The sequence below is a fragment of the Bacillus sp. BS98 genome, assembly GCF_008432245.1.
GTDB classification, from domain to species: domain Bacteria; phylum Bacillota; class Bacilli; order Bacillales; family Bacillaceae_G; genus Bacillus_A; species Bacillus_A toyonensis.
Genome location: NZ_CP043830.1, coordinates 1,411,282 through 1,433,688, shown reverse-complemented (window position 1 = coordinate 1,433,688; position 22,407 = coordinate 1,411,282). Strand labels below are relative to the sequence as shown.

At 34.3% G+C, this 22,407-nt stretch carries 21 protein-coding genes and 1 pseudogene; 12 read left to right on the top strand and 10 right to left on the bottom strand.

Annotated elements, in window-relative coordinates; all coding sequences use genetic code 11:
- Positions 1-227: 227 nt before the first annotated feature.
- The 6 genes from spmB to F0362_RS07550 all read right to left on the bottom strand — a co-directional run bounded on the left by spmB (position 228) and on the right by F0362_RS07550 (position 4,501).
- Complete coding sequence (gene spmB, locus F0362_RS07575) at positions 228-758, bottom strand: spore maturation protein SpmB (RefSeq protein WP_000029515.1); 531 nt, start codon at positions 756-758, stop codon at positions 228-230.
- Positions 755-1,351 carry a spore maturation protein SpmA gene (gene spmA, locus F0362_RS07570; RefSeq protein ID WP_000247802.1) on the bottom strand — a complete coding sequence of 199 codons (597 nt, stop codon included), beginning with the start codon at positions 1,349-1,351 and terminating at the stop codon, positions 755-757. The genes spmB and spmA overlap by 4 nt, the downstream gene beginning before the upstream one ends.
- Positions 1,344-2,468: a D-alanyl-D-alanine carboxypeptidase DacB gene (gene dacB / locus F0362_RS07565; RefSeq protein ID WP_001252633.1), complete on the bottom strand. Its 1,125-nt coding sequence runs from the start codon at positions 2,466-2,468 to the stop codon at positions 1,344-1,346. Before dacB ends, spmA begins: the two co-directional genes overlap by 8 nt.
- Positions 2,469-2,580: 112 nt before the next feature.
- Positions 2,581-3,492, bottom strand: coding sequence for a superoxide dismutase (locus tag F0362_RS07560; RefSeq protein WP_000082676.1), 912 nt, complete (start codon positions 3,490-3,492; stop codon positions 2,581-2,583).
- Positions 3,493-3,597: 105 nt separating this feature from the next.
- Complete coding sequence (locus F0362_RS07555) at positions 3,598-4,089, bottom strand: YpuI family protein (protein ID WP_000067559.1); 492 nt, start codon at positions 4,087-4,089, stop codon at positions 3,598-3,600.
- Positions 4,090-4,111: 22 nt separating this feature from the next.
- Complete coding sequence (locus F0362_RS07550; RefSeq protein WP_000583780.1) at positions 4,112-4,501, bottom strand: hypothetical protein; 390 nt, start codon at positions 4,499-4,501, stop codon at positions 4,112-4,114.
- A 185-nt stretch (positions 4,502-4,686) separates the two neighbouring features.
- Here F0362_RS07550 and mprF point away from each other — a divergent pair, with 185 nt between their 5' ends.
- The gene (mprF, locus tag F0362_RS07545) at positions 4,687-7,266 is read left to right on the top strand and encodes a bifunctional lysylphosphatidylglycerol flippase/synthetase MprF (RefSeq protein WP_000010883.1); all 2,580 of its coding nucleotides are present in this window, start codon (positions 4,687-4,689) and stop codon (positions 7,264-7,266) included.
- A gap of 4 nt (positions 7,267-7,270) precedes the next feature.
- On the opposite strand, the gene F0362_RS07540 is transcribed toward mprF, so the two are convergent.
- A complete protein-coding gene (locus F0362_RS07540; RefSeq protein WP_000232581.1) occupies positions 7,271-8,059 on the bottom strand; it encodes a hypothetical protein in 789 nt (262 codons plus the stop codon).
- A 176-nt stretch (positions 8,060-8,235) separates the two neighbouring features.
- On the opposite strand from F0362_RS07540, the gene deoD reads away from it, so the two are divergent.
- From deoD to F0362_RS07520, 4 genes are all read left to right on the top strand, one after another.
- Positions 8,236-8,943, top strand: a complete 708-nt coding sequence (gene deoD, locus F0362_RS07535; protein WP_000110704.1) for a purine-nucleoside phosphorylase — start codon at positions 8,236-8,238, stop codon at positions 8,941-8,943.
- A gap of 158 nt (positions 8,944-9,101) precedes the next feature.
- Positions 9,102-10,913: a sensor histidine kinase gene (locus tag F0362_RS07530; protein WP_000797528.1), complete on the top strand. Its 1,812-nt coding sequence runs from the start codon at positions 9,102-9,104 to the stop codon at positions 10,911-10,913.
- A gap of 107 nt (positions 10,914-11,020) precedes the next feature.
- Positions 11,021-11,551 carry a tyrosine-type recombinase/integrase gene (locus F0362_RS07525; RefSeq protein WP_000806240.1) on the top strand — a complete coding sequence of 177 codons (531 nt, stop codon included), beginning with the start codon at positions 11,021-11,023 and terminating at the stop codon, positions 11,549-11,551.
- Between the two features lie 125 nt (positions 11,552-11,676).
- Positions 11,677-11,871 carry a DUF3924 domain-containing protein gene (locus F0362_RS07520; RefSeq protein WP_001094863.1) on the top strand — a complete coding sequence of 65 codons (195 nt, stop codon included), beginning with the start codon at positions 11,677-11,679 and terminating at the stop codon, positions 11,869-11,871.
- Between the two features lie 211 nt (positions 11,872-12,082).
- On the opposite strand, the gene F0362_RS07515 is transcribed toward F0362_RS07520, so the two are convergent.
- Complete coding sequence (locus F0362_RS07515) at positions 12,083-12,931, bottom strand: DUF72 domain-containing protein (protein ID WP_000465099.1); 849 nt, start codon at positions 12,929-12,931, stop codon at positions 12,083-12,085.
- Between the two features lie 160 nt (positions 12,932-13,091).
- On the opposite strand from F0362_RS07515, the gene F0362_RS07510 reads away from it, so the two are divergent.
- The 3 genes and pseudogenes from F0362_RS07510 (at position 13,092) to F0362_RS07495 (ending at position 16,157) form a co-directional block, all read left to right on the top strand.
- Positions 13,092-14,363 carry an ATP-binding protein gene (locus F0362_RS07510; RefSeq protein ID WP_000938020.1) on the top strand — a complete coding sequence of 424 codons (1,272 nt, stop codon included), beginning with the start codon at positions 13,092-13,094 and terminating at the stop codon, positions 14,361-14,363.
- 241 nt (positions 14,364-14,604) lie between these two features.
- Positions 14,605-15,532 (top strand): annotated as a pseudogene (locus F0362_RS30500) (Gly-Xaa-Xaa repeat protein).
- A 196-nt stretch (positions 15,533-15,728) separates the two neighbouring features.
- Positions 15,729-16,157, top strand: coding sequence for a hypothetical protein (locus F0362_RS07495; RefSeq protein ID WP_001265580.1), 429 nt, complete (start codon positions 15,729-15,731; stop codon positions 16,155-16,157).
- Between the two features lie 123 nt (positions 16,158-16,280).
- On the opposite strand, the gene F0362_RS07490 is transcribed toward F0362_RS07495, so the two are convergent.
- Positions 16,281-18,323 carry a transglycosylase domain-containing protein gene (locus tag F0362_RS07490; RefSeq protein ID WP_000769258.1) on the bottom strand — a complete coding sequence of 681 codons (2,043 nt, stop codon included), beginning with the start codon at positions 18,321-18,323 and terminating at the stop codon, positions 16,281-16,283.
- 312 nt (positions 18,324-18,635) lie between these two features.
- Between F0362_RS07490 and F0362_RS07485 the strand changes: the two genes are divergently transcribed.
- The 3 genes from F0362_RS07485 (at position 18,636) to F0362_RS07475 (ending at position 21,184) form a co-directional block, all read left to right on the top strand.
- Positions 18,636-19,256, top strand: a complete 621-nt coding sequence (locus F0362_RS07485; RefSeq protein WP_000231444.1) for a DUF47 domain-containing protein — start codon at positions 18,636-18,638, stop codon at positions 19,254-19,256.
- 11 nt (positions 19,257-19,267) lie between these two features.
- Complete coding sequence (locus tag F0362_RS07480; protein WP_000380277.1) at positions 19,268-20,266, top strand: inorganic phosphate transporter; 999 nt, start codon at positions 19,268-19,270, stop codon at positions 20,264-20,266.
- Positions 20,267-20,383: 117 nt separating this feature from the next.
- A complete protein-coding gene (locus F0362_RS07475) occupies positions 20,384-21,184 on the top strand; it encodes a sulfite exporter TauE/SafE family protein (RefSeq protein ID WP_000455752.1) in 801 nt (266 codons plus the stop codon).
- A gap of 291 nt (positions 21,185-21,475) precedes the next feature.
- Here the strand turns inward: F0362_RS07475 and F0362_RS07470 are convergent, their stop codons facing one another.
- On the bottom strand, positions 21,476-21,703 hold the full coding sequence (locus F0362_RS07470) for a hypothetical protein (RefSeq protein WP_000883004.1): 228 nt from the start codon (positions 21,701-21,703) through the stop codon (positions 21,476-21,478).
- Positions 21,704-21,873: 170 nt separating this feature from the next.
- Between F0362_RS07470 and F0362_RS07465 the strand changes: the two genes are divergently transcribed.
- Complete coding sequence (locus F0362_RS07465) at positions 21,874-22,386, top strand: Crp/Fnr family transcriptional regulator (protein WP_000600584.1); 513 nt, start codon at positions 21,874-21,876, stop codon at positions 22,384-22,386.
- The last annotated feature ends 21 nt before the right edge of the window (positions 22,387-22,407 follow it).

The window sequence follows — 22,407 nt, the reverse complement described above, 5'->3', positions numbered from 1 at the left end:
TTTACGACTGTTCGCCTCGTCTCACTTAAACAACATAGCGATGATATTAAACATATAAAGGGCAAATCATGTTTTTATCCTTTATTATTGTCCATATTTTTCATATTTCTCACAATAAAAGTTCATCATTTTGTCAAAAATACTGCATAAAAAAACCACTATTAAGCTACACCTTAATAGTGGTCGTATACGTATTATAAGCGAAATAGCCTAAAAAATGAATAGTATTACTGAAACAATAAAGAAACAAACACAATTGAGCAAATAATCCCGATTAAATCTGCAAAAAGTCCTACTTTTAATGCATCCCCCATTTTTCTAATCCCAACAGCTCCGAAGTATACTGTTAAAATATAAAAAGTCGTATCTGTACTCCCTTGCATCGTAGAAGCTAATCTCCCAATAAACGAATCTGGTCCATATGTTGCAATTAAATCAGTCGTAATACTTAAACCAGCAGAACCCGAAATTGGACGTATAAGCGCAAGTGGAACGATTTCTGCTGGGACATGAATTAAATCTAACATCGGCTTCATTACAGATATCATCGCATCTAAAGCACCTGATGCCCGAAAAATAGAAATGGATACAAGCATTCCAACCATAAACGGTAAAATGGAAACTGCAATTTGAATCCCTTCTTTTCCTCCCTCAACGAACGATTCATACGTTGGGACTTTCTTTATCGTGCCATATAAAAGGATAAAACCAATTACACAAGGGATTACCCATAATGAAATTGTATTTACAATACTCATTTTTTCCGCCCCTTTCTACTCCTTCTTCGGTAAAAATAGCGGTCAATCCAAATTGCCCCAATCATAGAGAGCACTTGTGCAATGAATGTTACCCCAACAATTTCAGTAGGATTTGCTGATTCATAAGTCATTCGAATCGAAATGACGGTAGTAGGAATTAAAGTAATAGCTGATGTATTTAATGCTAGAAACGTCACCATAGAGCGACTGGCCGAATCCTTTCCTCCATTTAATTCTTTCAGTTGTTCCATCGCTTTAATACCAAGAGGGGTTGCTGCATTACCTAGTCCAAAAAAGTTCGCCATCATATTCGATAGAATAAATCCCATTGACGGATGATCCTTCGGTATTTCTGGAAACAACCTTTTTACTATCGGCATAAAAAGTGTAACTAACTTTTTTAACAACCCTGCTTCCTCTGCAATTTTCATTAAGCCAAGCCAAAATACTAAAACGCTAATAAGTCCTATGCAAATCGTTACCGCATCTTTTGACCCGTCAAATACAGCTTTCGTTACTTCTTCCATCGTTCCGTTTATCATGGCATACACAATCCCTATGACCGCCATCGCTGCCCAGACGAGATTAACCATCGTTCCCAACACCTATCATGTAAGAAAAAATTTCTTTCACATTGTTCCAGTACATACCCGTTGCAGCTACTAACTTCCGTTTACTATAAAATAAATTCCGTTCTCCGACTTTTTCATTACCAACATAAATGTCCGTCTTCCCAACCTTTACTCCATCCGTAAGTTTTGCACTTTTATCGAGTTCAACTTTTAATACTACGTTCTTTTTTTCTTCTTCAGTTAACGGTACCGAAAAACTATTTTTCGTATAAACATGATTGGCATATTTCTTTTCATTTATTTCAGCAAGCGCTCCTTGTCCTAAAACTTTTGTTTGCTTAAAACGTTCAAACCCTTTGTCAAATAGATTCATATGATCATCCCAATCACTAGAAGCACTCAAAGTTACGACAATTAAATCTAGTCCATCTTTTGATGCCGTTGTAACAAGCGTTCGTCCTGCTTTTTTCGTAAAACCTGTTTTCCCACCTGTTGCAAATTCATAATAGGATGTCACAAGCTTATGTTTATTTTTCCACGGATAATCCCATGAATTTGATTTATACGTTTTTGTGCCAAAAATTTTCTTAAAGGTCTCGTTCCCCATTGCATATTTCGTTAACAGTGCCATATCATAAGCCGAAGAATAATGAGAGCCATCTCCATCCAAACCATGAGGATTTGAGAAGTGAGTATCTTTCATTCCAATTTGTTTCGCCTTTTCATTCATTAAATATACGAACCCCTCTATACTCCCTCCTACATTTTCAGCAATTACTTGCGCTGCGTCATTACCTGATCTAAGCATAAGTCCGTATACTAAATCCTCTAGCTTCACTTTCTGTCCAGGTTTTAAATAAATCGCCGATCCTTCCACCCTGACTGCTTCATTACTAACTGATACCATTTCTTTCATTTTTCCTGATTCAGCAGCTAACAAGGCTGTCATAATTTTTGTTATACTAGCAATTTTTTGTGGCTCATGTTCTGCTTTTCCGTATAATACACGACCAGAACTTTGCTCCATTAATACAGCATTTCGAGCGCTAACATTACTGTTCATCTTTGCATATGTAGGAATCGGCATAACGCTTGCGTACATAATAAGAAGCGTAATGATTACACAAATTCGTCTCATATTTCCCCCCACGTCCTTTTGGCACTTTTTGTACAAGTGTATGCTTGGCCTTTTAAAATATGAACGAAATCTTCCTTCTGCTCCCATTAAAAAAGACGCAAAGAATTTGCGTCTAATATGGTGTCCATTCAATTTGTTTCGCAGTTTCAAATCTTTTTTCTACATCAGGCCAATTCACAACATTCCACCAGTTTTTAATATATTCATCTTTTCGATTTTGGTATTGTAAATAATACGCATGTTCCCATACATCTAGTACAAGGAGCGGTATCGTATCCCATTGTGTAAACAATTGATGAAGTGTACTCTGCAAAATTTCTAACCTTCCAGATCGGGGGACCCAAACGAGAATCGCCCAGCCCGAACCTTCTACTTTAGAGGCTGCTTCCGTAAAATGTTTTTGAAAACGTAAAAAGCTCCCAAAATCTTGTTCAATTTGTTGTGAAAAAGCCCCTCTTGGACTTCCACCACCATCTTTTTTCATGTTATTCCAAAATATCGTGTGTAAATAATGTCCTGATCCATGAAAAGCCGCTTCTCGTTCCCAATGCTTAATTAAATCAAATTGATTGGTTTTTCTCGCTTCCTCCATCATCTTCTCTGCTTTATTTAACCCTTCTACATAACTACGATGATGTTTATCATGGTGTAACATCATAATTTCTCTAGAAATATACGGCTCTAACGCGTTATATGGATAAGGTAATGGCGGGAGTGTATGCCCTCCAATTGGAACAGCTCGTTCACTATCCCCTCTTTCATATAGTTCATATTCCTCTTCTTGCATAAATACTTCCTGCAGATGATGTTGAATATGTTCTACATCATCGCTTATTTCATACATAAACTCCGCATCCGTTTCGTACTCATGCTCTTTCATACGCTCTAATAATGTCTGAATTTTATAAGCAAGCATATGGACATCATACACTTCCATTGCGCGGCTATCTAATACGTGAAGAACACTTTCACACCAACTTTCTACTTCATGAAAGTAATCTGTAAATACACCTTGCTGACTCATGTTACACCTCCTTATTGCTATCCACTTAAATATATTCAATGAAAATCCCTTATATAACTGTACAAAAGGAAAAGAAGCTAAGTCTCCTTAGCTTCTTTTCCTTAATTAGTATTTGTGTAACATCTTCGTTTGGTAATCTGTCTCATAATATTCTAGTTCTTCACGCATCAATTGAAATTTACCTTCTAAATTCTTCATCACTTTCTCTATAGATGAAGGTGGTGTTTGTTGAAAAACGATAGAATTTTTTCCTGTATATGCAGATCGACTATTTTCATACCAATGATCACTCTTCGGGGAAAAAAACTCTGCAATTACTTGATGATATATCTTATATAAAATTTTTTCAGCTGCTGTTTTTCGAAATGGCTGGCTATTCAGCAAAACAAAACATGCATCATGTCCTTCTTCGCAAAAAACGAGAAGACGTCTCATTGATGCTAATAACCCTTTATAATATTGCTCGTTCCCAGCTGGTGTCTCTTCTAATAAAAAAGGCAACGTATGATAATTTACATAATTGGTTATCAAAGTAATCGCATCTTCTAAAAATATAGAAACTTGTTCTGTTTGATTTTCAACCATCAAATTAGACATTTCTTCCCTCTCCCTTTCCATTTCACGCTATTTCTATTCTTTTATTTTTATGTAATTCAGCCAATATTTCTTGTACTTTCAACACTGTTCTCTCATCAAAATATTGTTGAAATTCTTCTATATTATTTAAATATAAACGTTTTTGCGCACGGAGCTCCTTATCTTTCACTAAACAACATATCGCTACAATATCCCGTAAATATATGTCTTGTTCTTCTACTTTACACACTGGATTTCCTTCAAAAGGAGTAATTTCTTGTATAACTTCTTCAAAATAGCGAACGTATAAAACTGAAAAAGTTTTCTCTTTATCATTTAATATATATGTCACTTCAGATCTGTTAAAAAAATCTTCTGATGTATTAGGTTTTGCTTTCTCTAACTCATGCCCCGCATAACCTATTATAATCATATACTTCCCCTCTCTTCCTTCTTTCACTCCATTTTAACTTAACTTTCTGATAAACGAAATATTCTTTTAAATATACCTATATAAAAAATAGCTTACCTATACAGGAATTTACCTTTTTATTTTTCTTGAAGTTTGTCATAATAATATTATTGTCTCAGTTTTCTTATACAAGGAGAGTTGTATTTATGTCGTTTTCATGGAAACGTTTCTTACAAATCGGGAAAATTATCTTCCCATTTGTTGTATTAACAGTTGTATTCTTTCAAGCAAAAAAAGAATTAGCGGGCATTTCTTTTTTAGAAGCGATTGATACAATTAAAAACATTCCAACTGGAGGAGTCTTTTTAGCAATTACACTTGGTGCATTCGCTGTATCAACGATGTTCTTTTATGATTATGTTATGCTTCGTTACTTAAAAGCTGATATACCTGTCCAAAAGATTTTCCGTATCTCATGGATTGCGAATACTTTAAATGGTTTTATTGGATTTGGTGGCCTCGTTGGAGCTGGTGTACGAACAATGCTTTATCGTCCATACATAAAAGAAAATGGAAAACTTATTAAAAGTATTGCCTGGATGACGACTGCCTTTATTAACGGATTAGCCATACTTTCATTCCTCGGTCTTATCGGAATATTAGACACAAGATTTATTTTGCATGAAAAACCGTGGTTATGGCCTGTCCTTATCTTCTTTGCCCTTTTCGTCCCTATATACATCGGCTTTTCTAAACTTAAAAATAGAAAAACAACGCAAACCGAAGGACAAGAAGAGGAAGAGAAAAATCCAACTGTTTTATACTCATTAGTTTCATTAGTCGAATGGGTATCTGCTGGTATCGTTATGTACGTCATTTTAATACTGTTTGGAATTGAAGTTGACTTTCAAAAGTTTTTAGGTGTATATGTAATTGCTGCCTTAGCTGGCGTCGTTAGTCTTGTCCCTGGTGGGCTTGGTTCATTTGACCTTGTCTTCTTAACTGGACTAGGACAATACGGCATTGATACAGGTGTTTTACTGCCTGCTATGTTACTATATCGCCTCGTCTATTACATTTTACCATTCTGCCTTGGTCTCATTTTTGCGGCTTTCGAAATGACAGGAGTGGCCATTAAAAAGTTTGAAGATAAACCTTTTATTGCGCCTGCATTAGAAACCACTGGCGTTATATGGACTTTGCAGCGTGACTTTCTAGGGAAATTAGGTTCATGGGCATCTGCTGCTTTAACAGTATTTGCTGGCTTAATGGTTATTTTATCGACTATTTTACCAACAAGTATAAACCGGGCACACGCCTTACATATTTTAGCTCCAAAGCATCTGATTCAGTTTTCTTTTAGCTTATCGCTAACATTCGGTATTCTCCTTCTAATCCTTTCAAGGGGAATATATTACGGAACAAAACGTTCTTATTATATGACAATTATTTCTTTAATTGGAGCCGCTATCTTTAATACGCTAAAAGGAATTGATATTGAAGAAACATTTATTTTGTTAATCGTACTCGCTGTATTATATATGCTTCGTAAAAGATTCGTACGCGAGAAAATGGAAGTCTCACTTTCTGATATCGTAAAAGTTTTTATATTCTTACTTGTAACGTTATATTTATATAAAAACTTAGGTATTTTATTTGCAGGTGCAAAAGAAGCTTTTAAACCTGATTTCGTCGTTCGTAATATTACCCAAGTGAAACGAAGTGCATTAGCAGCTGCCTTTTTCGTTCCTACTTTTTTACTAATTGGCTCACTCATTGCCAATCGTTATCGAAATGAATTTCCCGGGCAACCAGCAAATGATAAAAGGTTACAAAACTTCTTAGATGAACACGGTGGAAATGTACTTAGTCATTTAGGTTATTTAGGAGATAAACAATTCTTCTTTAGCAGTGATGGGAAGGCGCTCCTTCTCTTCTCCATAACTGGAAAACGTCTTGTTGTATTAGGTGATCCAATTGGCAACCCTTCCTCCTATCGTAATGTGTTGCAAGAGTTTTTAGCTGAAGCTGATCGATTCGGATACATTTGTGTATTTTATCAAATCGAAAGTAAATGGATGAGTTTATATCATGATTTTGGTTATAACTTCTTTAAACTTGGTGAAGAAGCTGTCGTTGATTTAAATACATTTACAATAACAGGAAAGAAACGCGCTGGTATGCGAGCGACTTTCAATCGTTTTGAAAGAGAAGGCTATACATTCTCTATTCATCAGCCGCCATTCTCAGACGAATTATTCGAAGAGTTACGGAAAGTTTCTGATGCATGGCTCGGTGGAAAAAAAGAGAAAGGTTTTTCACTCGGATACTTCGATCGTGAATATATTAGCCGTGCTCCTATCGCTACATTATCTGATGCGGATGGAAAGATTATCGCATTCACAACCTTTATGCCCGTATATCAAAACGGATCATTGTCTGTTGATTTAATGCGCTATTATCCAGATGCACCTAGTGGAATTATGGACGCAATTTTCATCCACTTATTCCAATGGGCAAAAGAAAATGAATATCACTCCTTTAATATTGGTATGGCGCCACTTTCCAATGTTGGGTTATCAACACAATCATTTTGGTCTGAAAGAGTTGCTGCTGCAATCTTTAATAACGTTCGTTATACGTATAGTTTCAGCGGATTACGACATTTTAAAGAGAAATACAAACCAGCATGGAGCGGTAAATATTTAGCATTTAGGAAGAATCATTCTTTACCAATTACGATGCTCTCTGTAACAAAACTAATAGGAAAAAGAAAAAACAGCTAAAAATTTAGCTGTTTTTTCTTTTTTGAACTTGTACGATAAAATCCTTCTCATATTTCTTACCATTTATATAAAAAGTTCCCCACAGTTTATACGTGCCTTGGGCAGGAAATGTAATACGATACTGTAATTGCTCATCCGTATCAACAGGCATAGCGTATAAAAAGTTTTCCCTCGTTTCATCTACGATATAAAGAGTTTCCTCTTCTCCTCTCTCTGAATGTAATTTCAATTTTTCACCCTTTTTTGCTTGAAACTGAAATGTTAACGTCACCGGCTCATTCGGATGTAATGCACCGAATAAAAGAGAAACTTCATGCTCTCCAATTTTTTTTGTAAGTACACTATCGACTGGCAGGTTCACCTTCTTCTTATTTTTTTCTTCTTTTTCTCTCCCAAAATCTGTCTTCGCGAATGATTCTACTGACTTATTTTTGTTTTCATATAAAAATATTGTATACGCTTCATCTTTCGCTATTTTGGAAGATAACTTATATGATCCATTCCCTGCAAATGTAGGTTTAATCTGTTGTATATGTTTTAACTGTTCATCTACAATAACTGCCCGAATTTGATCATTTACACCACGAACCTCATTATTCTTTTTATTTAGTAATTGAAACAAAATATCTACTTTATCATTTCCTTTTCCATTTGATACATCCCATTTTACTTCTTGAACATCTCCTACCGTCTCTACGGTTTCCTGATATTTTTTTATGTAAAATCCTCCCGCTACAATAAGTACCAAAGCTACAAGTCCAATGACAAGATTTTTCAAAAAATCACCTACCATTTTTATTGTCTCTGTTTATACAAAACTTCTTTCATATATATTCTAGATTATGATTTATGAAATCCTCCTCTTTTGCACATATTACAAATAATTAAAAAGATTTTAATTGAACGGATTCGTAGTGTATAATGCAAATGATATTGATTTCTATCAATACATTATAAGGAGGACTTTTCATGAGTGTACATATTGAAGCAAAACAAGGCGAAATCGCTGAATCTATTCTATTACCTGGTGATCCATTACGCGCAAAATATATCGCTGAAACATTTCTTGAGGACGTTACTTGCTATAATAACGTGCGTGGTATGTTAGGTTTCACTGGAACTTATAAAGGAAAACGTGTATCTGTTCAAGGTACAGGTATGGGTGTTCCTTCTATTTCTATTTATGTAAACGAACTAATCCAAAGCTACGGAGTTAAAAATTTAATTCGTGTTGGGACTTGCGGTGCAATTCAAAAGGACGTAAAAGTACGTGACGTTATTATTGCAATGACAGCTTGTACTGATTCGAATATGAACCGTTTAACATTCCCAGGTTTTGATTTTGCACCAGCTGCAAACTTTGACCTTTTAAAGAAAGCTTACGATGCAGGAACTGAAAAAGGATTACACGTTCGTGTTGGTAACGTTTTAACAGCAGATGTTTTTTATCGTGAAAGCATGGACATGGTTAAAAAACTTGCAGATTACGGTGTATTAGCAGTAGAGATGGAAACAACTGCTCTTTACACATTAGCAGCGAAATATGGTGTAAATGCATTATCTGTATTAACAGTAAGCGATCACATCTTCACTGGTGAAGAAACAACATCTGAAGAACGTCAAACTACATTTAACGAGATGATTGAAATCGCTTTAGATGCAGCAATTCAACAATAATACATTAAAGAACTCGTCATACGTCTGTCGAGTTCTTTTTATGTGACTTTTTATAAAAAACTACTTTAGAAAGAGACAGATTTCTCCCTCTACTTTCTTGTCACGTTTGTTATAATAAAGTGAAATCATTTACAGTATTTCTCATAAGAGGTGAAGCAGTGAAAAACAGAAGTATCGTCTTTAAACTATTTTTATTAACATCAACATTATTTACAATCATATTCCTCCTCTTTTTCCTAGGACAGTCTCTATTTTTAGAGAAATTTTATATTAATAAAAAAGTAAAAACCGTTCAAACTGCCTTTGAAAAATTCGTAGATAATTACGAAAAAAGCGGCAAAAGTTATGAGGAAATTAGAAAACTAAAACAAGAATTTCATGATAAAACAAATGCTGAAATGCAATTTTTAGATTCTAATGGCATTATTAAAAGTGAAAACAATTTCTACATTGATGTTATTGATTCTAAAACTCAAAGTACGTATTCCATTCCACTTAATAATCTTTTAACACCCGAAGAATATATTAAATTCGAAAATTTAGGTTTAAAAAAAGATGGACCAATCAGCGTCTTGGGGTTCTTACAGGGGAATATTATAACACCAATAGAATTGTCAACACATTATAATCGATGGCGAAACGAACATTTCAATTCGGATTTCCAATCAATTAATAGTAATCCTCCTAAAAATGGACTTACAAATCGATACAAAACTACAACTAATATCCGTCTTACTGGTGTTATATCTAAGTTACAGCTCCCATCCAAAGCTGAGGTTCGGCTTGCAAATGACATTGAAACATTACGAGCCGTTCAATATTTTACATACACAATTAGGCAGGGTACTTCTGATTCAAATAAATTAACTATATACCCATTAGGCGTTGAAGAAAATTTACAAAGCCGCATCTTTGTAAAACCTATTATGGAAAACAATATGGTTACAGAGTACGCCTTTGCGATAGTATCTTTGCAACCTGTTAATGAAGCGATGCTCGTTTTAAAAGATTATTATGTCTATGCCTTAATCATTGTGTTTCTCGTGATTATTTTATTATCCTTCTACTATTCAAAAATTATTGTGAAACCATTAATTAAGATTAATCGCGTTACAAAGAAAATGGCTAATTTTGATTTTAGCGAGAAACTACCTGTTACAGCAGACGATGAAATTGGCGGGCTTTCCGGCAGTATCAATACATTATCTGTAAACTTAAAAGACAGAATTGATCGATTAAATGTTGCCAATACAAAATTACAACAAGATATTGAACGTGAACGTCAATTAGAGAAGACGAGGAAAGAATTCATTTCTGGTGTATCCCACGAATTAAAAACACCACTTAGTGTAATTAGAAGTTTCGCAGAAGGGATTCAAGATGGTGTTAGTAAAGATACAACGTATTATACAGATGTTATTTTAGAAGAAACAGAAAATATGAACAGACTTATTGTTGAAATGTTAGAATTAGCAAAACTAGAATCGGGTACGTACAAACTAGAAATGACAACATTCTCAATCGGTGAATTAATTCAGCAAGTCCATACAAAGTTATTATTTAGCATGGAGGAAAAGCAGTTACAAGTGGACGTCGATGCAGACACTTCTATATTTGTTAAAGCGAATCGTAGTCGTATTGAGCAAGTAGTTGTGAACTTACTTAGCAATGCAATTCGCTATACGCCCGATGGAGAAAGAATACAAGTCTCTGTTATAGAAACCGAAGATACAGTAAAAGTCGAAATCGAGAATACAGGAAATCCTATCCCAGAAGAAAGTCTTGAAAAAATTTGGGATCGCTTCTATCGTTTAGATGCATCACGCAGTCGTCATACTGGTGGTACCGGTCTCGGGTTATCTATTGTAAAAAACATTTTAGATCTCCATCATGCCAAGTACGGTGTATATAATACGAATAATAGCGTTGTATTCTATTTTAATTTACCAAATGTAAAAGAAGTCAAATAATTTGTCTTAATTTCACTAGGAGTTCACATGAAATTCACACTCTCCCTTTATAGTAAGAAACAAGTTAATCCTTTCCTTTACACATATAAAAGAGGAGAGTGCGTGAAATGAAACAAGCAGGACAACCTATTCAAAGTGAAAAACAATTAGAAACTATCAAAAATATACTTTTACAATCTTCGAAACGTGATGGCTTATTATTCGTATTAGCCGTAAATTCTGGCTTAAAAGTAAGCGAAATCTTACAATTAAAAGTTAGCGATGTCATCGATGAAAACGAAAATGTTCGCCATTCCATTTTATTTTACAATGAAAAAGTAAAGAAACATAAATGGTTTGCTGTAAATGAAGACTTACAGCACGCAATCGAAGACTACATGAAAGAACGTAAAACTTGGAAACGCAATGAGCCATTATTAAAGTCTCAAAAAGGAACAAAATCTATTACGAGACAACATGCATGGTACATTTTAAACAAAGCTGCAAAAGAAGTTGGATTAGAAGGGATTAGCTCACATACACTTCGAAAAACTTGGGGCTATTGTGCATACAAATCAGGTGTTGACATTGCATTTTTACAACACTTCTTTGATCATAGTACTCCATCAAAAACTTTAAAGTATATCGGTATCGCTTAATACCTCTTATACATAAAAAAGGTTACCATTTAAAAAATGGTAACCTTTTTTATGTTTCATATTCTCTTTTCTTTTCTTGTCTCTCTTATATTGTAGTGGTACTCTAATAATAAGGGGGAGAAATTATGAACACACTTACAATTGAATTACCGCAAGAAACGGCTGAAAAACTCGATTTATTAAAACAAGCTTATGAAAAGAAAACAGGTGCTAGCATTTCTGAGAGCACTCTCGTTCAAACACTTATCTCAAAAGAATTTATCCAAGCGATAACTCCTTTTGATTTACAACAATTTATTAACGGAAAAGAACAGCATTAATGCTGTTCTTTTTTTATTGCTATTTAAAATACAAAAAAATTTTACTTATTTTCCGAAAAATCATTGACAATGATAATGATAACCATTATCATTTATTATGAAGCCAACAATTGATGAATCAACCAAACGCTCAGTAACATTGTTACCCCTCTTTTTCATATAGAAAGGCACTGTACATTCCCCCTGTTTGTACAGTGCCTTTCTTGTTTTATCATCGTTCAAATAAATTTAATTGCTCAGGCTTTGGCTCACCATATGTAATGTTCATCATTTTCATAAGTTGTTTCGCATTATCCGCTGCATCCCCGCCCGAATTATTATTAAATAATACGTATATGTCCTTTGTCTTCTTTTTTAGTTGCTCTAGTCGTTCTACCCATTCTTCCAATTCTTTATTGTTGTAGCGATATAAACAGCGAACCGCCCTCCAATTTTCCCCTTTATCCAGCCAGCCATGAACGTTTCGACCATGAAAGCGGATTAATGTTATATCCGAATCCGTCGCCTCTAATACGAGTGGAACCGAACCAATTCCCGCTTGCGGTTCATCACAAATTGTATGAATCCATTTTTCTTTCTCTAAAAATTGTAGCGTTTTATCTCTCATTTCTGGATAAAACCATGTTTGATTTCGAAACTCTATCGCACACGGTAAACCTTCCATTTTCTCTTTCGTATATCGAAGGAAATCTACATTTTTCTTTTTGCAATCAAACCATGGTGGATATTGAAATAAAATTATTTTTAATTTATTCGCTTCTATTAAAGGAAGAATCGATTGTTTATACACATCAAACATCTCATCAAACGTAGAAAAAGGAGTTTCTCCTTTCATATGCCCTGTCATTCCTTGATACGCTTTTACGACAAAAGAAAAGTCTGTCGGTGTTTCCATCGCCCATTTCGTATAATTTCGTGCCGGTTGCATCGCATAAAATGAACTATCCACTTCGACAATAGGAAAATGTTCACTGTATGTTCGTAATTTATTTTTATTTTCATAGGGATCTATATATAAAGAATCATGATCTCCCCACCCTGTCACTCCAATGAAAAACAATCATATTCCTCCCTTTCAGTTTTCATCTTATATTCATTCTACTGATTTCCCAATCATCTTGGACAATCAAATTCATTAAGTAACTCTTTCTTTAAGAGTATCCGTATAAAAATATGATATACTAAATGGAAGAATTTTTAAATTGAGGGGTTATTTATTTATGCTTCCAACCGATGATATTTTATCTCATGAAAAACGAATAGAAGAACTAGAAAATAAAGTACGTTTTTATGAAGAACTTGTGAATCAATTGCCGCATCATTTCACATATAAAAATCCACATATTGGTTTGCAAATAAAGAAAACAAGAACAAATCATTCCATTCAAAACATACGAAAAGAGAATAAAGAAGCTGATTTTCAACTTACTTGCGATTCATTATTTTTATTTGAACAACTTGAAAAACACTTTGTTCATATTTTTGATGCTTTTTCACATCATGTAACCTTTATTGATAATAAGGGGAATATTACATTATGTAATCAAGCTGCTGCAGATGATTTTGTTGTAATACGAAACGAAATAATTGGAAAGCCAATTCAACAATTACTTAACTTACCTGAAGAAAAAATTAAAGCTATTGAAACCTTAAAAACAGGAACCGAAATATATAATGAAGAGGTTTTAGACAAAAACTATGGCATTATTAATAATCGAATTATTCGCGATTATAATGGAGAGATTTTTAGAGTTATTAGCGTTTTTCATTATTTAAACACAGAACGTGATGCAGAGAAATTTTCATTAGCAGGACGAATTGCCGCCGGGATTGCACATGAAGTACGCAACCCACTTACAACAGTACGGGGATACTTACAGTTTTTACAAGAGAGTGTATCTCCATCCAATAAAGAATTATTTAAACACTTACTTATTCCTGAATTAGATCGTGCAAATAGTATTATTACAAAATTTTTATCTATATCGAAAACACGCGAATTTAAAAGAGAACCGTTTCCCATCAATATATTTTTACGTGAATATATTCAACAGCTACTAGCAAGTGAGGTCTTTTTGCATAACATTTCAATTGATTATAATTTTTCTAATGAATTAGATGATATTTTAGTCCATATTGATCGCCATGAACTTGTTCAAGTGTTTTTAAACCTATTTCAAAACGCCGTTGATGCTCAAGGTGAAAAACCTCTTTCTATTCAAATCACTAGTTATCGCCTAGATAACTTCGTTCGGATTACTTTCACAGATAATGGAACTGGTATTCCTCCAGCTATTCAAGAATATATCTTTGATCCATTCTTCTCAACAAAAGATTCAGGAACAGGACTGGGCCTATCAGTAACAAAGAAAATTATTCAAAATCATAACGGCACATTAAAAATGACTAGTAATCAAGCTGGTACAACTTTCACTATTTCTATTCCAACTTTATCTAAAACAAACCATGAAAGAATGAATGAATACAAATGAGGTATTCCTCCACAAACCGCATGCCAATTGTTAGATACTCTCAACAATTGACATGCTTTTTTATGTTGAACTAATCTTCTTTAATTTCTATAAATCTTTCTCCATAACTTAATTGTTTTTGCTTGGTAGGCAAACTTCTTATTTTTTTAGAAATAGTAGTTTGTCCATCACGAATTTAGTATAAATCTCATCTTAATATATAGTAACGACTATTGATTCTATGAAAGAAAGGAATGAAAAGATAAACAATATAAATAAAGGAAAAGTATTTTATGGTAATGATTGTTGCGAAGTAAGAGCTTGCAGTCATATTAATATCTCTAAGTCCGAACTGAAAGAGTTTGTTAGACTTCTTCAAGCACTTGGTCAAGCTATTCAAGCTGTCTTTCAAACCCCTTCTCAAAATAATATAGATAATCTAATTGATGCCCTAAATAATCTACAAAAGTTCCTCAATTGCTTAGATTTATCTCCGGCACAAAAACAAATCGGAAATTCTATTATCACTAATCTATTAACTATTTTAAGAACAACACCTTTCTCATGCGGAGCATTGTACGTTGAGCTACAAAGCTTGCTAAGTTATTTAAAGTAGATTGTTGTACTATCGACAAATTAGTTAAACTCATAACAGAGATCCAAACTATTCCTAGTTCAATACGGATCAGATTGCCTTGGAGGAGGTGATAGTAGGACTCAAGGGGCTTAACTGGTGTCCAAGGACCGGCGGGCGCTCAAGGTGCTACTGGTGCGACAGTCCAGCGGGTACTCCAATTCCTGTAACTATCGCGTCCATCGGAAACTCCAACGCACAAACTATATCTCCTGGAACAAACATCCAATTTAATCAGGTTTTTGAAATAAATACTATCACTTTTAATGACACTTCAGACACTTTAACAGTTTTAGAAACAGGCGTATATGATATTAATTTCTCAGCGTCTACAACTTTCCCAGGCTCTTCACCGTTTGGGTTCGGTATTTCCTTCAATGGTCAACCACCTACTCGTAATTTTTCAACTAACGTTATCAGTAGTGCTGTTTCTTTCTCTACAATCGTTACTTTACAAACTGGTACAACAATCGCTGTACAACCTACAGCAAATACTATTTCTATTCCTAACACAGGTGATACAACAGCAACACTATCTGTTTTCCGAATTTACTAATTTCACTAAATAAGCGTATTTATAATAATATGCATCATTTGACTGTAAATTAAATTTCTCTTTTTATATAGAACGGGGCACTTATTTGGGAGGATAAGTGCTCCTTCTTTACGTTTCTTTACCTCAAATTTACTCTATCTTAATCCTCATTTTGTATGATAAATAGTGAAGTCAAAGATATGAAAGAGGGATGAAAATGAGAGTTATGTCACTGATACGCATCTGGGTTGCTTTTATGGTATGCATTATTTTATGTGTAGGATTTTTTTTAACTCTAAAATATTCCACTATATCAAAAGCAGAGAGAAAAACAGTTCCATACAAGCTTTTGTATACAAAACAAAGTAACATCCCTTATTCCAATGCAGCAAATAATGAAAAAAAGGTTATAAAAGGAATGCTTATTACGAAAGCTTCTAGTTACGAAACGCTACTTCAAATTGCTGAAACGATTAAAGATCAGTATATAAATAAAGAAATTGATGAAATCACGCTTTCTATCCATAATGAAAATAATGGTAGTTATGAAGAAGAATTACCTTACGAACCTATTAGTAAAGGCAAAATCATTATCACATATGATTCTCAATCCTCTGGCAGTACGAACATTATACTAAACGAGTAATATCATTTCCCAATTGGTATGGGCTAATCATTAGCGGTGAATAAACATCCCTTAATGATTGAAGTTTCACTTTATTTTTCATACGAAAAAGAGGCGGATTTCGTTATTCGCCTCTTTCTTCTTTTACCAAAGTGATGGAATCCACTCTTTCACTTTATCAAACCACTCTTGCTGCTCTTGTTTTCTTTGTTGTTCCTGTTCTTTCCTTCTCTTCTCTTCTTCTTTTCTTCGTTTTTCCTCTTCGATTGTTTGCAATTGTTTTTTGTAGTCAGCCTCTGGTATTAGTGATAACTGGAATGCTTTTTGAGCTGGATTTGCATTTGCTTTTTTCATGATATCCCGGAACATCGTCGTCGTAATTTGACTCCCTCCTGGAACATAATGCTCGCTATCTGTTTTATCATATCCTACCCAAATCGCACCTACTAAATCTGGCGTATATCCAACAAACCATGAATCCTTTGCACCATTGCTTGGACCATTTACAATTTGAGTAGTACCTGTCTTACCCGCCGTATCAACATTATTAACTTTCGCTTTTTCACCTGTTCCCTTTTCGACAACACCTTTTAATAAATATGTCATCTTTTGAGCAATTTTTTCACTCGTCACCCGCGTCTCTTTCTTATACCATTTCCCAATCGTTTCACCTTCAGCGTTTTGAATTTCTCTAATTGCATGAGCCTCCACTTGAACACCATCATTTGCAAATGTACTATATGCTTGGGCCATTACAAATGGAGATGTACCTACATGCATTCCGCCTAAAGCAATCGGATACGTACGATCTTCTGGCACTATTGGAATACCAAATCTCTCTAAAGATTTCAATCCTTTATCTAATCCTATTTGTTCTAACAGCCAAACTGCTGAAACATTATACGACTTTGCCACCGCTTCATACATTGTCACATTACCATGGAAGGTAAGATCACTATTTTTCGGTTCGTATTCTTTAATACTAAATGGTTCATCTTTTAATATATCGTATACTTCATACCCTTGTTCTAACGCTGGTACATATACAGCAAGAGGCTTTAACGTTGAACCTGGTTGCCTTTTTAATTGAGTAGCATGGTTAAATTGTAAAAACTGATACGGCCCTCTGCCTCCAACTAAAGCTGGAACACCACCAGTTTTTGGATTCACAAGGACCACTCCTGTTTGCATGAGCTGATCTGAACCACTATCTTTAAAATAGTTATCATTATTCACAACATCTTCTACAGCCTGTTGTTTTTTCGAATCAAGCTCTGTATAAATACGATAACCACCTGCTAAAATCTCATTTTGTGTTAATTCGTACTTGTCCATTGCTTCTCTAACAATATAGTCTACATATTGAGAATATTTACCTTTGTATTTATCATCAACACCACGTTTTAATACAAGACCGGACTCTTTTTCTTTATTGTACTGTTCTTCAGAAATATACCCTTGCTCTTTCATTAAACTTAATACGACATTACGTCGTTCAATTGATTTATTAAAGTTTTTATAAGGCGAATACGCAGACGGCGCTTTAATCAAGCCCGCAATCGTTGCAGCTTCTGAAATTGATAAATCTTTTACATCTTTATCAAAATAAGATTTAGCTGCTCTTTTTATACCCCAAGCCCCTTCACCAAAATAAATTTGATTCATATACATTTCAATAATTTCATCTTTTGTATAAGTACGTTCTATTTTTTTAGTTAGAAAATATTCTTTTATTTTACGTGAGAACGTGCGGTCTTGTGTCAAAAATACATTTTTCGCAAGTTGTTGTGTAATTGTACTTCCCCCTGCTACAACTTCTCCTGCTGTAATATTTTTAAAAACCGCACTTATAATTCCACTATAGTAAATACCGTGATGGTTAAAAAACTCCTTATCTTCTACTGCAACAATTGCCTGAACCATAATGTTAGGAATATCTTTCCTTTTTACGCCTTCTGTTTTAGAAGAAGCCAATTTAGTCGCAACTTCATTGTTTGCATCATAAATTAAAGTCGGTTGCGGAACAGCTTGTTTTAATTCAGATATGTCTTGAATGGAAATTATTATATTTATAGCAATAAATAGAGTAACGAGTAAACTGCCCAATACGATTAATGAATTGCGTAGTTTCTTCCTCTTATTGAACCACTCAAGCGTTTTTTTAAAGTGAGTGTTCTTCAATTTCATTCGTTCACTTCCTTCGTTTGTTTACACTCTTCTTTTCAAAAGGAAGAATATACCTCCTTTTAAATTTAATATAATAACGTAGTCCTTCCTATAGTGTAAAGCTTTTCTTTCACATTCATACTTTTTGCAAGAAAAGGACATTCTACAAGTAAGATATTCAATATCGATTATTAATATTATTAATACAACAATGAGAGTTATGTTAAGTTTTTGTAAACTTTTCGATAAAATGTTTTAAAAAACGACAGTTTTTTGTTAGAATTGACTAGCCAATATATTTTACATATATTACTTTTGTGGGGGTAACTAATAATGGTCTTTAAATCAAAAAAAGATAAATTTTCTGAAATGTTAATGAATGTTTCTGAAAATTTAAAAGAAGGCGCGCAATTTTTCGTGGAGTATAAAATTAAAAATGCTAGCGATTTAAAAGAGTTTTCTATGCGCATGAAAGAATATGAGTCAAAAGGTGACTCATTTATTCACGAAATCATTATGGAGCTAAACAAAGCGTTTATTACTCCTATTGAACGTGAGGACATCCTACAACTTGCAATGAGTATGGATGATGTATTAGACGGATTAGATCACGGTGCTGGTCTGTTCGAAATGTATTCTATTACAGAAGCTGATGAATACATGATTAAATTCGTAGAAGCAATTAATCAATGTGCAATTGAAATTGCAAACTCTGTTGAACTACTGTCTAAAAAGAAGTTGGTCGACATTCGTACGAACGCGATTAAGATTAAGGATTACGAATCACAATGCGATGATATTCGTCGTCATGCGATTAAACACTTATTCTCTCGTGAAAAAGATCCGATTAAGATTATTCAATACAAAGAGATTTACGAAGAGCTTGAAGAAGTAGCTGATAGCTGCCAAAGCGTTGCAAACGTATTAGAAACAATTATTATGAAGAACGCGTAAGGAGTTTGATCATGGATACACTCTTGATACTGACCGTTTTAGTAGTCATTTGCGCTTTAGCTTTTGACTTTATCAATGGATTTCACGATACAGCAAACGCTATTGCAACGGCTGTTTCAACGAAAGCTCTAAAGCCTAGACATGCAATTATTATGGCAGCTATTATGAACTTTTTAGGTGCAATGACATTTACAGGTGTAGCAAAAACGATTACAAAAGATATCGTTGACCCATTTGCTTTACAAAATGGTTCTCTTGTAATTTTAGCTGCTTTACTTGCGGCGATAGCTTGGAACTTAATTACTTGGTACTACGGTATCCCAAGTAGTTCTTCGCATGCAATTATTGGCTCAATCGCAGGTGCAGCTATTGCTGCTGCTGGTATTAGTTCATTAAACCTTAAAGGATTCATTAAAATTCTTGAAGCTTTAATCATTTCACCGATTATCGCTTTTGTTATTGGTTATATCGTATACAGTATTTTTAAAGTGGTCTTTAAAAACTTTAACTTAACGAAAACGAATAAAAACTTCCGTATATTCCAGATTTTCACTGCTGCATTACAAGCTTATACACATGGTACAAATGATGCACAAAAAGCAATGGGAATCATTACGATGGCTCTTATGGCCAATAACTATCATACTTCTAGCGACATCCCGTTCTGGGTACAATTATCTTGTGCAATTGCAATGGGTCTTGGTACTTCTGTCGGTGGATGGAAAATTATTAAAACTGTCGGTGGACAAATTATGAAAATTCGTCCTGTAAATGGTGTAGCTGCTGATTTATCATCATCACTTGTTATTTTCGGTGCAACATTCATTCACTTGCCAGTTAGTACAACGCACGTTATCTCTTCTTCTATTTTAGGGGTTGGTGCTTCTCATCGTGTGAAAGGTGTAAAATGGGGAACTGCAAAACGCATGTTAATTACTTGGGTTATTACACTTCCTATTTCAGCTTCATTAGCTGCGTTATTTTACTACTTATTACACTTAATCTTTTAATCAAAAGTCGTCTTCCTTATTTTTCTAGGAAGACGACTTTTTTGTGAACAAGCCTATTTCTTATTAAAAAGCGTGTATAATAATTGATGGACAAGTTATATAGAGGAGTTGGCAATTTTGGAATACATCATGTTACTTTTCATCGGATTAATCGCCGGGACCGTCGGGAGCCTAGTTGGGCTTGGGGGCGGAATTATTATCGTTCCGTTATTAATTGGATTACACAGTTTATCACCACAACTCGCAGTAGGAACTTCTATGGTAACAGTCGTTTTTACAGGACTGGCTTCCACCCTTACGTATATGAAGCATAAACGGGTGGATTATAAAAGTGGACTTATTTTATTTATCGGGAGTGGCCCTGGTGGTATTATCGGATCATGGGCAAATAAATTTTTAAACCAAGATACATTTTCTTTATATTTTGGGATTTTCCTTATTTTCGTCTCCATTCTTCTTATGCTACGAGACAAATTAAAACCTCTTTCCTTATCAAATATGTCTGTCATTAAGCGGTCTTTTACAGATAACAAAGGAAATACTGTACACTATCAATTCCCACCGTTTCTTGCTATCTTTATCGCCTTTATAGTTGGGTTTATATCTGGATTATTTGGAATTGGTGGCGGTGCCTTACTTGTTCCAGCGATGATGCTTCTTTTTGCATTCCCAGCACACATTGCTGTGGCAACTTCGATGTTTATCGTATTTTTATCAGCAATTGTAAGTTCTGCAACTCACATCTCTCTTGGAAATGTTAGCTGGACTTATGCATTAATTCTTATTCCTGGTGCATGGATTGGCGGAAAAATCGGGGCTTATATTAATACAAAATTAAGCGGTAATGCCGTAATTAATTTATTACGTATCACATTAATAATTCTTGGAACTAGATTAATCATTACTTCACTTTTATAACGCGTTCTTTCTAGAATGCGTTTTTTTATACACATGAATATAAAAAAGCTCCTAGGAGAACAAATAAAACTAAACAAACACTTAATAGCATAAAATTTGAAATATGTACCTTCTTCAAGTTGATCACTCCTATAGCTGCGACTGTTATCTTTATGATAGCGAAAAAACAGTTCGCATGCAGTTACAAAGTGCTAACAATGCAAAATCATTTATTACAAATTTTATCCTTTTATTTCATTTCCTTGTATAATCTATCGATTCAATAAAAAAAGATGTCATATTGACATCTTTTTAGTGAAGAAGTGACCATCCCATAAAGTCTTCATGTACTTGGCACGCCCTCTTATCGTTTCGATCATATAATTCAGCATAACTATCTGTTTCTTCATCATAGGCCATCGTATAAATAATTTGGCCGTCTATTTCAACGGATAGAACGACTCCACCTTTCATCTCTTCTACATGAATGATAGCATTCGCCGGTATTCTCATATCCGTCATCTTCATCGCATCTAACAATATACTAAACCCCCTACAGCGTATTCATTGCTAGTACTATTACACACTAAATAGTATACTACTGTAATAGCATACATTTCGTCAATGAAATTGCTGTTTAAATAGCATATTGTCTTTATACATATACGCTAAAATAGAAGAACTAGAAATGTTTAAATGGGGGGCTAATATTGATTCTACACAAAGGAGATGTACTATTCCGTCAAGGCGAGGACGGTCCTTTATATTTTATAAAAACAGGTTTATTAAAAGTGGTTCGACTAGAAGAAGACGGAACACCATTTCTATTCAACATTATCGTTCCAGGTGAAACGATACCTCACCATTCTTTAATTTCGCCGAAGGAATATCACGGTACTGCTATTGCTTTAATAAAAACAGAAGTTGAACCGATTACTAGTAGCGAATGGTACGATAGACTTCAAGCAAACCCTAAATCATATGCCGACATCGCTATGCAATTACAATCGAAACTAAGAATGATGCAACAGCGGATTGACCAATTGTCAACTGTCTCTCCGAAAGAACGTCTTCATCGTTTACAAGAGTGGTTCACACTATATTTAGGTGACATTCCTATATATGAAATATTAACGCAAACTGAAATTGGTCAACTGATAGGTATACGCCGTGAAACAGTAAATCGGCTGTTAAGAGAACAAATAAAAAACGAGGTAAAATAATACCTCGTTTTTTGCTTATTC